The following is a 13,197-nucleotide window of genomic DNA, read 5'->3' as shown; positions in this document are numbered from 1 at the left end:
TTAATCGGCTAAACGCGCCAGCAATAAATCACCCGATGAGGAGACTGCGCTTATGCGCGCCTCTCGACCTTGCGCCTGATATTCAATGTGTATTTCGACGTCCGGGTCTGGCAGTACACCTTTACCTTGTTGCGGCCATTCCACCAGGCAGATGGCGTCATTGGCAAAATAATCGCGGATCCCCATAAATTCCAGCTCCTCTGGGTCCGCAAGTCGGTACAGATCGAAGTGATATACCATCAAATTATCGAGCGAATAGGGTTCAACCAGCGTATAGGTGGGGCTTTTTACATTTCCTTTGTGACCTAACGCCTGCAGGAATCCCCGGCTGAAAGTGGTTTTACCCGCCCCCAGGTCGCCGTACAAATAAATTACCGTCGCGCCATCACAGGCTTTGGCTACCCGCAGTCCCAGGTCTAAAGTCGCCTGCTCATCAGGTAGTGGAATTACTCGATTCATCATGATAAACGTCAATCACATCAGGGTTAACAATACGCTGTAGCGTGGTAAAGAGATCTGTCGCCAGCATGCCGCGCGTACCATAACGCGCCGCCAGCACATCCGCCGCCGCACCGTGCGCGACACATCCCGCACATGCCGCATCATACGGGGTAAGCTTCTGTCCGAGCAATGCGCCAATAATACCGGAAAGCACATCACCCATTCCGCCGCTGGCCATTCCAGCATTGCCGGTATCAATAATACCCAATTCGGCCTGTTCGGCAGCAACAACCGTACCCGCGCCTTTCAGCACGACGACGCCTCCGTACCGTTTTACCAGACGTTGTGCACAAAGTAAGCGATCGTCTTCAATTTCTGCAATGGAACAGCCCAGAAGTCGCGCGGCTTCACCAGGATGCGGCGTAATCACGCGATTGTGACGTTTATCGGGGTTGATTGCCAGCAGGTTCAGCGCATCCGCATCCCAGAGCATCGGTTTGCGAAAATTCTCTACCTTTTGCAGCGATTTTTTACCCCATTCCTGCTGACCAAGCCCTGGTCCTATCACCACAACATCCGCCCACGCCAGGCTCTCCTCCAGAGTCTGCGGCGTCAGCGCATCGACCATCAGTTCCGGTCTGGCAGTCAGAATAGGCGCAATATTTTCACTTCGGGTCAGCACTTTGACCAACCCGGCTCCTGCACGCAGCGCCGCTTCACCGGCCATGCGTATTGCGCCAGCCGTGCCGTGGTCACCACCGATGATCACCAGCCGACCGTGAGAGCCTTTGTGCGAGGTGGGTCGACGCGGCGTTAACCAGTGTACAAGCTGTTGAGCATCAAACCGTTGCAGCGGCGCGTTCTGCCCCGCCAGCCAGTCGTCCAGACCGAGTGCGTTAACATGCAGGCGTCCGGTGACATCGCGCGCTTTACCGGTTAGCAGACCTGGCTTTAACGCAATAAAGGTCACGGTGTGCGCCGCATTGATAACCGCGCCCGGCGCCGCGCCCGTCTGCGCCAGCAGGCCGGATGGAATGTCTATCGCCACGACAGGGGCAGGATGGTGATTGGCACGTTCGATCAATGCCGAGAGAGGCTCACGCGGCGCGTGTTTTAAGCCCGTGCCTGACAGCGCATCAATAATGACGTCCACGCGATCTGGCCAATTGATTTCCGCAGCATGAATGACGCCACCGGCGTTAAGCCAGGCGTCGCGCGCCTGCTGTGCTTCCTCGGGGAGCGCTTTATCACTCTCCTGCGCCAGCAACGTAATATCAAGCCCCTGAGCTTTGGCAAGCCTTGCCACCACGTAACCATCACCACCGTTGTTGCCATGACCACATAGCACCAGCCAGTGCTGAGCGTTTGGATATGTCTTGCGGGTGACCTGAAACGCCGCCTCTCCCGCCCGTTGCATCAGCTCGTACAACGTCAGTCCTAAACTGTCTGCCGCCTCTCGCTCCATCCGCCTGATGTCATCGGCGTGCCAAATGGAGTGTGGTATACTTGCGGGGTTTTTCTTCATTGTATGGTCCGTCATGTCAGAGCCCCTCGATCTCAATCAGTTAGCGCAAAATATTAAGCAGTGGGGGCTGGAGCTTGGCTTTCAGCAGGTCGGTATTGCCGATACCGACCTCAGCGAAGCGGAGCCCAAACTGCAGGCCTGGCTGGATAAACACTATCACGGCGAGATGGACTGGATGGCCCGTCACGGCATGATGCGCGCCCGACCTCACGAATTATTACCCGGTACGTTACGTGTCATCAGCGTACGTATGAACTATCTTCCTGCCAATGCGGCCTTTGCCAGCACGTTGAAAAACCCCACTCTGGGTTACGTCAGCCGTTACGCGCTTGGGCGCGACTACCATAAACTGCTGCGTAACCGCTTAAAAAAGCTGGGAGAGAGGATTCAACAGCACTGCGTTTCGCTGAATTTTAGACCTTTTGTCGATTCTGCGCCCATTCTTGAGCGTCCATTAGCGGAAAAAGCCGGGCTTGGCTGGACAGGTAAGCACTCACTTATCCTCAATCGCGAAGCTGGTTCATTTTTCTTCCTCGGGGAATTACTGATCGATTTGCCCCTGCCGGTCGACAACCCAGTAGAAGAAGGATGCGGGAAATGCGTCGCCTGTATGACCATCTGTCCCACTGGGGCCATCGTTGAACCCTACACGGTAGATGCGCGCCGCTGTATCTCTTATCTCACTATCGAACTGGAAGGCGCGATCCCGGAAGAATTTCGTCCCCTGTTGGGGAATCGAATTTACGGCTGCGATGATTGCCAGCTCATTTGCCCGTGGAACCGTTACTCGCAGTTGACGACAGAGGATGACTTCAACCCACGCAAACAACTTCATGCTCCAGAGTTAATAGAGCTGTTTAGCTGGAGCGAAGCGGGGTTTTTAAAAGTCACGGAGGGGTCTGCTATTCGTCGTATTGGCCACCTGCGCTGGCTGCGAAATATCGCCGTTGCGCTGGGTAATGCCCCATGGGATGAAGCCGTTATTCACGCGCTGGAAAGTCGCAGAGGTGAGCACCCACTTCTCGACGAACACATAGAGTGGGCGGTTGCTCAGCAAATCGAGAAGCGAAATGCCTGCGTAGTTGAAGTGCAGTTACCGAAGAAACAACGTTTGGTCAGGGTCATTGAAAAGGGTCTGCCGCGTGACGCTTAAGTCATCCACAGCTTGTGTATAAAAATAAAAACACATTGATATTCAAGAGGGAAAAAATCGTCAAGTGATCGCATCAACAATTTGAAATGATAATTAATTCAATATTTTCAAAGAGTTAAGATGATACTATTCACCCGACTAAGTTTTTTGCATTCCAGGAATAATACCCGAACCTGTGGATAAGTCTGTTTACAAGAGTATGTCAATGACGAAACAAAACGTCCCCAACGTATTTATTCGCTGTGGATATTTTTATTGGGGTAAGAATTTGGAGCGGGAAACGAGACTCGAACTCGCGACCCCGACCTTGGCAAGGTCGTGCTCTACCAACTGAGCTATTCCCGCTTGGGTGTGTCTGTGCTTTGTAGACATAAGCACTTTCAAATTTTGGAGCGGGAAACGAGACTCGAACTCGCGACCCCGACCTTGGCAAGGTCGTGCTCTACCAACTGAGCTATTCCCGCTTAATCTTCGTCTTTCGAACCACTACTGCGTTGGCTGCCTTCATTCGCCTAAGTCACTTACTTCGGTAAGCTTCTAAGGACTCATTCAGTTGCCGCCTTGTCGCAATTCGAAATTCTGCGATTGGTGGTCTGTGCTTTACAAGCACTTTCAAATTTTGGAGCGGGAAACGAGACTCGAACTCGCGACCCCGACCTTGGCAAGGTCGTGCTCTACCAACTGAGCTATTCCCGCAAATTTGTACTGCTTTTGCTGCTGCCGTAACGTGTAATTCTCTGTCGTTACGGGAGGCGCATTATACGAGAAATCCGTTTAGCTGCAACCCCCCTAAAAGCGATTTTTTCGTTTTTCTGTTTAAGTGCTGAATTTATCGGCAAGTCGTCTAATTTAGCGACAATCCAGCCTCAGTGCAAGCGCGCAGGAACGATATTCGCAGGCCGGGTAAGCCGCAGCGCCGTCCGGCCATCCACAAAATCAAAGCTTAATAAAATGTTCGCGATAGTAAGCAAGCTCAGCAACAGATTCACGAATATCGTCCATCGCCTGATGCGTTCCCTGCTTGGTGAAGCCAGCAAGAATTTCCGGCTTCCAACGACGCGCCAGCTCTTTCAACGTACTGACGTCAAGATAGCGATAATGGAAATACGCCTCCAGCTCCGGCATGTATTTAAACAGGAAACGACGATCCTGACCGATGCTGTTGCCGCAGATAGGTGATTTCCCTTCTGGAACCCACTCTTTCAAAAAAGCCAGCGTAGCCAGTTCAGCTTCACGATCCCCCATGGTGCTCGCCTTCACGCGATCCACTAGCCCACTACCGGTATGCGTACGTACGTTCCAGTCATCCATTAATGCCAGCTGTTCGTCGGACTGGTGCACCGCAATTGTCGGTCCTTCAGCCAGAATATTCAGGTTGGCATCCGTCACCAGCGTGGCTATCTCAATTATGCGATCGCGCTCGGGATCCAGACCTGTCATCTCCAGATCGATCCAAATCAGGTTGTTTTCATTGGCACTCATGCTATTTTCCACCCTTCAGCGTCACATTCAGTGTGACTATATTCATCTAAAATTGCGTGTATCATAAATGTTTTGCCCATTATGGGCGACCAGGAGTCAGTCCGATTGAGTAAGAATAAACTCTCCAAAGGCCAACAGCGCCGTGTGAACGCCAATCACCAGCGTCGTCTGAAAACGTCCACGGAGAAGCCAGACTACGACGACAACCTGTTTGGCGAAACCGCTGAAGGCATCGTTATCAGCCGTTTTGGCATGCATGCCGACGTGGAATCTGCTGACGGTGAGATTCACCGCTGCAACATCCGCCGTACAATTCGCTCGCTGGTGACCGGCGATCGCGTTGTCTGGCACCCGGGAAAAGCAGCAGCAGAAGGCGTGAATGTCAAAGGCATCGTTGAAGCGGTACACGAGCGTACCTCGGTACTGACACGTCCCGACTTTTACGACGGGGTAAAACCCATTGCCGCCAACATCAACCAGATCGTTATTGTCTCAGCCATCTTACCCGAGCTGTCACTCAATATTATCGACCGGTATCTGGTAGCCTGTGAAACGCCGTTGAACCGATTATCGTATTGAATAAGATCGATCTGCTGGATGACGAAGGCATGGCCTTTGTTAACGAACAGATGGATATTTATATCGCCACATTGGCTATCGCGTGTTGATGGTATCAAGCCGCACGAAAGACGGCCTGAAACCGCTTGAAGAAGCATTAACCGATCGCATCAGCATTTTTGCCGGTCAGTCGGGCGTTGGTAAATCTAGCCTGCTCAATAATCTTCTCGGTCTGCAGGAAGAGATCCTGACCAACGATGTCTCCGACAACTCCGGCCTTGGACAGCACACCACCACTGCCTCTCGCCTGTATCATTTCCCGCACGGTGGCGACGTTATCGACTCCCCTGGCGTACGTGAGTTCGGATTGTGGCATCTGGAGCCGGAACAAATCACACATGGTTTTGTCGAATTCCATGACTACCTGGGCCACTGCAAATACCGCGACTGCAAGCATGATACCGATCCAGGCTGCGCTATCCGTGAGGCCGTAGAAAAAGGGGCAATAGCCGAAACTCGGTTTGAAAATTATCACCGCATCCTGGAAAGCATGGCGCAGGTAAAAACACGTAAAAACTTTTCTGATACAGACAACTGACAACTAAGCTAAGCATCGCTAGAATCGTCCCCCTTTTTTCAGGATCCGGCCCGTATGCCGGATCGGGAACAAATTATGGCCTGGAGGCTACCTTGTTAAACTCATTTAAGCTTTCGCTACAATACATTCTGCCGAAACTATGGCTCACTCGCCTGGCGGGTTGGGGTGCGAGCAAACGAGCAGGATGGCTGACTAAACTGGTTATCGATCTGTTCGTGAAATATTACAAGGTCGATATGAAAGAGGCGCAAAAGCCGGATACCGCCAGCTATCGCACCTTTAACGACTTCTTTGTTCGCCCACTGCGCGACGACGTTCGCCCGATTAACACCGATCCAAACGTACTGGTCATGCCTGCTGACGGCGTGATTAACCAGTTAGGAAACATCGAAGAAGACAAACTGCTGCAGGCCAAAGGGCACAGCTATACCCTTGAAGCACTGCTGGCCGGCAACTACCAGATGGCGGACAAATTCCGCAACGGTACGTTTGTGACCACTTACTTATCTCCACGCGATTACCACCGTGTACATATGCCGTGTAACGGTATCCTGCGTGAAATGATGTACGTGCCAGGCGATCTCTTCTCTGTAAATATCCTGACTGCGCAAAACGTTCCAAACCTGTTTGCACGCAACGAACGCGTAATCTGTCTGTTTGATACCGAATTTGGCCCGATGGTGCAGATTCTGGTCGGCGCGACCATCGTCGGCAGTATTGAAACCGCATGGGCTGGCACCATTACCCCACCGCGTGAAGGCGTCATCAAACGCTGGACCTGGCCGGAAGGTGAAAGCGAAGGGTCGGTGGCGCTGCTGAAAGGTCAGGAAATGGGTCGCTTTAAGCTCGGTTCTACCGTTATCAACCTGTTCGCGCCTGGCAAAGTTAACCTGGTTGAGCAGTTGCAGGACCTTTCAGTGACCAAAATCGGCCAGCCAATGGCCATCTCGACCGAGACATTCGTGACGCCAGCGGCAGAACCTGCCCCGCTTGCGAAAGAAGAGATCGAAGCAGAACACGACGCCAGCCCGCTGGTTGACGACAAAAAAGACGAAAGTTAAACATAGGAATCGCTGCTGTGCGCCTGATTATCACTTTTCTGATGGCCTGGTGCCTCAGCCTGGGGGCGTACGCTGCGACGGCCCCCGATGCCAAACAACTCACCCAGGAACTGGAGCAGGCAAAAGCGGCGAAACCTGCTCAGCCAGAAACCGTCGAGGCGCTCCAGTCCGCGCTGAATGCCCTCGAGGAGCGTAAAGGTTCTCTCGAGCGTGCCCAGCAATATCAGCAGGTTATTGATAACTTCCCCAAGCTGTCCGCAACATTACGCGCGCAGCTTAGCAACCTGCGCGACGAACCGCGCAATGTGCCAACCGGACTCACCACCGATGCGTTAAACCAGGAGATCCTCCAGGTCAGCAGCCAACTGTTGGAAAAGAGTCGTCAGGCCCAGCAGGAGCAGGATCGCGCCCGGGAAATCGCCGACTCGTTAAGCCAGCTTCCTCAACAGCAAACCGATGCCCGCCGCCAGCTAAATGAGCTTGAGCGACGTATTGGTACCGCCAACTCTAATCCCGCGCAGAATCAGGCGATGCAGGCTGAATCCGCCAAACTCAAAGCCCTGGTCGATGAACTGGAGCTGGCGCAGCTTTCCGCTAATAACCGCCAGGAGCTGGCGCGTATGCGCTCAGAGCTGGCGGAAAAACAGAGCCAGCAGCTCGATACTTACCTGCAGGCTTTGCGCAACCAGCTCAACAGTCAACGTCAGCGTGAGGCAGAGCGAGCGCTGGAAAGCACCGAACTGTTGGCGGAAAACAGCGCGGGACTGCCGGAAGGTATTGTCGACCAGTTCAAGGTTAACCGCGAACTGTCTCAGGCATTAAACCAGCAGGCGCAACGTATGGACCTGGTAGCCTCGCAACAGCGTCAAGCCGCCAGCCAAACGCTGCAGGTGCGCCAGGCATTGAATACGCTGCGAGAGCAGTCTCAGTGGCTTGGGGTCTCAAATATGCTGGGAGAAGCGCTGCGCGCGCAGGTATCCCGTTTACCGGAAATGCCCAAGCCTCAGCAGTTGGATACCGAAATGGCGCAGCTTCGCGTGCACCGTATGCGCTATGAGGATCTCCTCAACAAACAGCCGCAGTTGCGTCAGATTCATCAGGCCGATGGACAACCGCTGACCGCTGAACAGAGCAGCATTCTCAACGCCCAGTTACGCACCCAACGTGAGCTGCTGAACTCTTTGTTACAGGGTGGCGATACGCTGATCCTTGAGCTGACCAAGCTCAAAGTCTCTAATAGCCAACTGGAAGATGCGCTAAAAGAGGTCAACGAAGCAACGCACCGTTATCTGTTCTGGACGTCGGACGTTAGCCCCATCTCCCTCTCCTGGCCTGTCGACATCGTCCAGGATCTGCGGCGTCTGATCTCATTAGATACGTTTAATCAGTTGGGCAAAGCCAGCATCATGATGCTGACCAGCAAAGAAACGCTGCTCCCGCTTTTCGCGGCATTGGTGCTGGTTGGCTTTAGCCTCTCTTCGCGCAAACACTTCACCCGTTTTCTGGAGCGTTCATCTGCCCGGGTCGGGAAAGTCACCCAGGACCACTTCTGGCTGACGATACGCACGGTGTTCTGGTCGATACTCGTCGCTTCTCCGTTGCCGGTGCTGTGGGCAACGCTCGGTTACGGATTGCAGGAAGCCTGGCCTTATCCATTAGCTGTCGCTATCGGTGATGGCGTTACCGCCACGGTGCCCATGCTGTGGGCAGTAATGATTTGCGCCACCTTTGCGCGCCCCAACGGTCTGTTCATTGCCCACTTTGGCTGGCCGCGTAACCGCGTCGCGAAAGCCATGCACTATTACCTGATGAGTATCGGGCTGATTGTGCCGCTGATCATGGCGGTGATTATGTTTGATAATCTCAATGACCGGGAATTCTCCGCCTCACTGGGGCGTCTGTGCTTTATTCTGATTTGCGGTGCGCTGGCGGTCGTGACCCTGAGCCTGAAACGCGCCGGAATACCGCTGTACCTCGATAAAGAAGGCAACAGCGATAACATGGTCAACAGCATGCTGTGGAATATGCTGATGGGCGCACCGCTGATTGCCATTCTCGCTGCGGCAGTGGGCTATCTCGCCACGTCGCAAGCTTTACTGGCGCGTCTGGAAACGTCCGTAGCTATCTGGTTCTTGTTACTGGTGGTGTATCACGTTATCCGCCGCTGGATGCTGATCCAGCGCCGCCGGCTGGCGTTTGACCGCGCCAAGCATCGACGTGCCGAAATGCTGGCGCAGCGCGCACGGGGTGAAGAAGAACCAGCGCATTCCACCAGCCTTGAAGGCACGATTGATGTTGATGAAAGCGAAGTGGATCTGGATGCTATCAGCGCGCAATCACTGCGCCTGGTGCGCTCTATCCTGATGCTTATCGCCCTGCTCTCGGTCATTGTGCTGTGGTCAGAAATTCATTCTGCTTTCGGCTTCCTGGAAAACATCTCGTTGTGGGATGTCACCTCCACGGTGCAGGGTGTGGAAAGTTTAGAGCCGATAACGCTGGGTGCAGTGCTTATCGCAATCCTGGTGTTTATCATCACTACCCAATTAGTGCGCAACCTGCCCGCGCTGCTGGAGTTGGCGCTGCTGCAACATCTCGATTTAACCCCCGGCACCGGTTACGCCATCACCACCATCACCAAGTACCTGCTGATGCTGATTGGCGGTCTGGTTGGCTTCTCAATGATTGGTATTGAGTGGTCCAAACTGCAATGGCTGGTAGCGGCTCTCGGTGTCGGTCTGGGCTTTGGTTTGCAGGAGATCTTCGCCAACTTTATTTCCGGCCTGATTATCCTCTTTGAAAAACCAATCCGCATTGGCGACACAGTGACGATTCGCGATCTTACCGGTAGCGTGACGAAAATTAATACCCGCGCCACGACCATCAGCGACTGGGACCGCAAAGAGATCATCGTGCCCAACAAAGCCTTTATCACCGAGCAGTTTATCAACTGGTCGTTATCGGATTCGGTCACCCGTGTGGTATTAACCATCCCGGCACCGTCGGAGGCTAACAGCGAGGAGGTTACGCAGATCCTGCTTACTGCCGCACAACGCTGCTCGCTGGTTATCGATAACCCGGCGCCAGAAGTCTTCCTGGTTGACCTGCAGCAAGGGATTCAAATCTTCGAACTGCGTATTTATGCCGCTGAGATGGGGCATCGTATGCCGCTGCGCCACGAAATCCACCAGCTGATTCTGGCAGGCTTCCGCGAGCACGGTATCGATATGCCGTTCCCACCGTTCCAGATGCGTCTGGAGAGCCTCGGCGGTAAGCAAACGGGAAGAACCTTAAGTTCTGCGGGCAGAAGCAGTCGCCCGGCGGGGAGTTTGTAAGTCATGCCACAATAAGACGTGAGGTGTGCTTACACTACCCAGCGTCTTATTTACCAGCATAATTGATATCTAATGTTAAAACGCCATAACCAAAAAAGCAGGAGAGCCGCCATGACAGAATATTGCCAGATACCGCGCTGTCTTCTCCATACGATCGCATAGATAAAAGGAATAAACAGAGGTAGTGTTAAGATTATGCCCACAGAACGAACATCGTCGTCCTCAATATAATTCATGACATCACAGACATTATTAATTCCCCTACCGTCAATAAACCATTCCTTGTCCTGAGTTGAAAACATAATTATCAATATAATGCTAACTATGCCCCAGATGAAATTCAATGTAAAAGACTTCCAACTCATTAGCCGCCTCGCATAATTTTAAGTATTGCATCTTTCTTTTCTATAATTCGACGACCATATTCACTATACTCACGATCCGGAAAACCGGGTTGTTCACTAATAGATTGGATAATATCCTTTTTATTTCTCATGGTTCCACGATTATATCTAGAACCAGCCAATATTATTTGTTCATCTGTCAAGTACATAGTATCAGAATCTGGATTGTCATATAAAATAAGATCGCGTAAATGGAATGCTACAACCCGAATATTAAAGTGGTTATCAAGCAAACACTGCGACAAGCGGAATTGCTGAAAATGAGTCAGTTTATCTGGGTGAATACCTATTGTTCTTGCTGCAACGCCTATCTGGATAGCAACTGAACCGACAGATGTAGCATTCGACCATTCATTGCTGCTCTTTCCCAATACTTCTTCAATTACCTGTCTAAATTGCAGAACACCAACACCTTTAAATCTCTCTGGAGTTCCGCCAACTTCTGCGACAGCAACACCTGCAAGGAGTAATTCTGGGACTCTTGCTTCATAAGCACATTGTTTTATAATAGTTCTATGGTGAATTAACCAAGCCGTTTTATAATACCAAAGATATGATTTCCCAGTCATAAAACGCCAATTGGTAGGCAGGGCATACCAACGGAAAAAATCCAACCCGTTCCAATGAGGAAAACCATATTCGTCTATCTCACAAAATGGCGGAGAGCTGATCATCATAAAAATTTAATCACCAAGGCAATGTAAACATTGACCTAACAATAGCCATGATTCTCAACCAGTAATGAGACAGACATCACAAGCATAAAAGGAAAAATCAGAAGTTATATTTTTTAAAATAAATTCATAGCAGCAATCATTTCCAATTATACAATATCACCCCAAGATGATTGTCATAATAAATATATCATAGATATACACACGAATTTCATTTTGATCAATTATAAAAATGATTTATTACGAACAAAGCCCGAACGGTATCCCTATCGGGCTTTGCGGAAATTCAATATTTATCTTTCCTTAGTCTGTCACCCACCGGGGGAGTTTCACCATACGACGGCTGTAGTTCTGATAAATCGCCATTGCCAACAGCGAGAAGAAGATCGGGCCTCCGGTCATCCACAATGCGCTGTTCCAGTCCCCAGCTTCAATCACCGGCTGGATGATGGTGAACACATTGACAAACGTCACCACCAGCACAACCACCGATGTGGCCAGTAACGTCGCCGCTCGGGTTTTAAAGACAACAAACGGTCTTTCCAGGCCCATACGGGCTTTAAAGAACGGAAACGCCAGCGCGAGGAACAGATACGGCAGCGTCATCGAGACGTTCGCCATCAGCGTCAGTTTGTTATAGAACGCTGAAGCCGTATCGCCGCCAAACGAAACCAGCAGGATAAACAGGCTCACCAGCAGGCACTGCAACCACATTGCCGTCGTCGGCATCCCCACGGCATTCAGTTTGGTCATCGGCGCTGGCCACAGCGCCTTCGGCGTTCCCTGAATAATCGCTTTTAGTGGCGAATAGCTGAGCGTGAAAAAAGCGCCGGTATAGGCGAGAAACATAGAAAGCCCGGTGATACGCGCGAACCACACCCCCGTCACCATCGCGGTTTCAGGAGAAACATGCAGCGCGTTACCTAACGTCATCCCGAGGCTTTTCATCAGGATATACGTTATATTGCCGAGGTTGACCGAGCTATTGCTTAATACTTGCTGCCAGTTGGTGCTAACGCCCCATAAAAATATGGCCAGTGAATAACCGACAGAAATGACAATCGCGGCAAAGACAATGCCTTTCGCAAAGTTCTTTTCTGGCTTTTCTGTTTTATCAACTAATCCCCCCACGGCTTCTATTCCGCCGTAAGCAAAAATAGCAAACACAACAAATGACAACATGGCCAGACCGGACTGATATCCCGGATTAGGCGAGGAGATGAAATTAATATCCTGCGCAAAGTGACCACCAGTTAATAACAAAATAGCGACACTCACTAACAACAGAACTAAATTAAGACACATTACGGCAATTCCGCCTACTGCCGTAATACGAGCAATCTTATTAATACCCCGGGAGGCCACGCAGGTTACCAGAATCATCCAACCGACGGCGAGCAACCCGACGACCTGCGTAGGCTCAAGCCCCGCAAAACGCCAGTGCTGCGTCATGTCTGCGCCAAATAAGAAGGTTGAAAAAGGTACCCAGACTTTCGCTGCGGTACTTACCATCCATATTACATAGGAAGAAAACCACATAAACGTGCCGATAAACGCATAGCGTGGCCCAACGCTATTATTCATCCACGAATAGATTCCGCCCTCTTCTTTCCGATAGGCAGCCCCCATTTCCGCCATCATTAAAGCAAATGGGATAAAGAATAATAATGCAGAAAATATATACCACGGAATCGCGCTATACCCCATTAGATAGAATGCGGAGGGGCTATTCGCAAAACCGAAAACAGACGTAAATATCATGAGGATGAGACCTATTAGGCTCATCTTTTTTATTGTTTGGGTCATTAAACCATCCCTTACTCTGGCAAGCGTTTAACAAACGCCACTCACCGGTTGGCACTGCCCTCTTTTCAGAGTTCAGCGATAGAAAAATCAACACAGAATTGATACCTGAACGATATCAAATATCCAGGAGTAAATTGTGGCTATTAGAGGGTAAATGAAAAAA

At 51.3% G+C, this 13,197-nt stretch carries 9 protein-coding genes, 3 tRNA genes and 1 pseudogene; 4 read left to right on the top strand and 9 right to left on the bottom strand.

What is annotated here, in order from left to right:
• Together tsaE and nnr are read right to left on the bottom strand one after the other, a co-directional pair.
• Window positions 1-462 (bottom strand): tRNA (adenosine(37)-N6)-threonylcarbamoyltransferase complex ATPase subunit type 1 TsaE, encoded by a 462-nt coding sequence (gene tsaE, locus GPJ68_RS02525; RefSeq protein WP_016151410.1) that lies wholly within the window; start codon window positions 460-462, stop codon window positions 1-3.
• Entirely contained in the window at window positions 434-1,981 is a 1,548-nt protein-coding gene (gene nnr / locus GPJ68_RS02520) for a bifunctional ADP-dependent NAD(P)H-hydrate dehydratase/NAD(P)H-hydrate epimerase (RefSeq protein ID WP_104651670.1), read from the bottom strand. Before nnr ends, tsaE begins: the two co-directional genes overlap by 29 nt.
• Here nnr and queG point away from each other — a divergent pair.
• Window positions 1,980-3,119: a tRNA epoxyqueuosine(34) reductase QueG gene (gene queG, locus GPJ68_RS02515; protein ID WP_104651671.1), complete on the top strand. Its 1,140-nt coding sequence runs from the start codon at window positions 1,980-1,982 to the stop codon at window positions 3,117-3,119. The two genes, nnr and queG, sit on opposite strands and share 2 nt — an antisense overlap.
• A gap of 269 nt (window positions 3,120-3,388) precedes the next feature.
• Here the strand turns inward: queG and GPJ68_RS02510 are convergent.
• The 4 genes from GPJ68_RS02510 to orn all read right to left on the bottom strand — a co-directional run bounded on the left by GPJ68_RS02510 (window position 3,389) and on the right by orn (window position 4,601).
• Window positions 3,389-3,464: transfer RNA gene (locus GPJ68_RS02510), tRNA-Gly, on the bottom strand.
• Window positions 3,465-3,507: 43 nt separating this feature from the next.
• A tRNA-Gly gene (locus GPJ68_RS02505) sits at window positions 3,508-3,583 on the bottom strand.
• A 156-nt stretch (window positions 3,584-3,739) separates the two neighbouring features.
• Window positions 3,740-3,815: transfer RNA gene (locus GPJ68_RS02500), tRNA-Gly, on the bottom strand.
• 240 nt (window positions 3,816-4,055) lie between these two features.
• Window positions 4,056-4,601, bottom strand: a complete 546-nt coding sequence (orn, locus tag GPJ68_RS02495) for an oligoribonuclease (protein ID WP_016151407.1) — start codon at window positions 4,599-4,601, stop codon at window positions 4,056-4,058.
• 105 nt (window positions 4,602-4,706) lie between these two features.
• Here orn and rsgA point away from each other — a divergent pair.
• The 3 genes and pseudogenes from rsgA to mscM all read left to right on the top strand — a co-directional run bounded on the left by rsgA (window position 4,707) and on the right by mscM (window position 10,150).
• Window positions 4,707-5,757 (top strand): annotated as a pseudogene (rsgA, locus tag GPJ68_RS02490) (small ribosomal subunit biogenesis GTPase RsgA).
• A gap of 92 nt (window positions 5,758-5,849) precedes the next feature.
• Window positions 5,850-6,818 (top strand): archaetidylserine decarboxylase, encoded by a 969-nt coding sequence (gene asd, locus GPJ68_RS02485; RefSeq protein WP_104651672.1) that lies wholly within the window; start codon window positions 5,850-5,852, stop codon window positions 6,816-6,818.
• A gap of 17 nt (window positions 6,819-6,835) precedes the next feature.
• A complete protein-coding gene (gene mscM / locus GPJ68_RS02480; protein ID WP_016151404.1) occupies window positions 6,836-10,150 on the top strand; it encodes a miniconductance mechanosensitive channel MscM in 3,315 nt (1,104 codons plus the stop codon).
• A gap of 50 nt (window positions 10,151-10,200) precedes the next feature.
• Here the strand turns inward: mscM and GPJ68_RS02475 are convergent, their stop codons facing one another.
• The 3 genes from GPJ68_RS02475 to yjeM form a co-directional block, all read right to left on the bottom strand.
• The gene (locus GPJ68_RS02475; protein ID WP_104651673.1) at window positions 10,201-10,515 is read right to left on the bottom strand and encodes a YjeO family protein; all 315 of its coding nucleotides are present in this window, start codon (window positions 10,513-10,515) and stop codon (window positions 10,201-10,203) included.
• Entirely contained in the window at window positions 10,515-11,231 is a 717-nt protein-coding gene (locus GPJ68_RS02470) for a hypothetical protein (protein WP_077249808.1), read from the bottom strand. The genes GPJ68_RS02475 and GPJ68_RS02470 overlap by 1 nt, the downstream gene beginning before the upstream one ends.
• Before the next feature lie 300 nt (window positions 11,232-11,531).
• Window positions 11,532-13,034: a glutamate/gamma-aminobutyrate family transporter YjeM gene (gene yjeM / locus GPJ68_RS02465; protein ID WP_180837100.1), complete on the bottom strand. Its 1,503-nt coding sequence runs from the start codon at window positions 13,032-13,034 to the stop codon at window positions 11,532-11,534.
• Window positions 13,035-13,197 lie beyond the last annotated feature (163 nt).

The organism is Citrobacter sp. 172116965, from assembly GCF_013458095.1.
In the GTDB taxonomy this organism is placed as follows: domain Bacteria; phylum Pseudomonadota; class Gammaproteobacteria; order Enterobacterales; family Enterobacteriaceae; genus Citrobacter; species Citrobacter braakii.
Note: the sequence above shows the minus strand (reverse complement) of the source record. Positions and strands in the feature narration are given on the sequence as shown.

Coding starts and splice junctions, on each gene's coding strand:
- tsaE (WP_016151410.1), bottom strand. CDS start 462: ATGATGAATCGAGTAATTCCACTACCTGATGAGCAGGCGACTTTAGAC.
- queG (WP_104651671.1), top strand. CDS start 1,980: ATGTCAGAGCCCCTCGATCTCAATCAGTTAGCGCAAAATATTAAGCAG.
- nnr (WP_104651670.1), bottom strand. CDS start 1,981: ATGACGGACCATACAATGAAGAAAAACCCCGCAAGTATACCACACTCC.
- orn (WP_016151407.1), bottom strand. CDS start 4,601: ATGAGTGCCAATGAAAACAACCTGATTTGGATCGATCTGGAGATGACA.
- GPJ68_RS02475 (WP_104651673.1), bottom strand. CDS start 10,515: ATGAGTTGGAAGTCTTTTACATTGAATTTCATCTGGGGCATAGTTAGC.
- GPJ68_RS02470 (WP_077249808.1), bottom strand. CDS start 11,231: ATGATGATCAGCTCTCCGCCATTTTGTGAGATAGACGAATATGGTTTT.
- yjeM (WP_180837100.1), bottom strand. CDS start 13,034: ATGACCCAAACAATAAAAAAGATGAGCCTAATAGGTCTCATCCTCATG.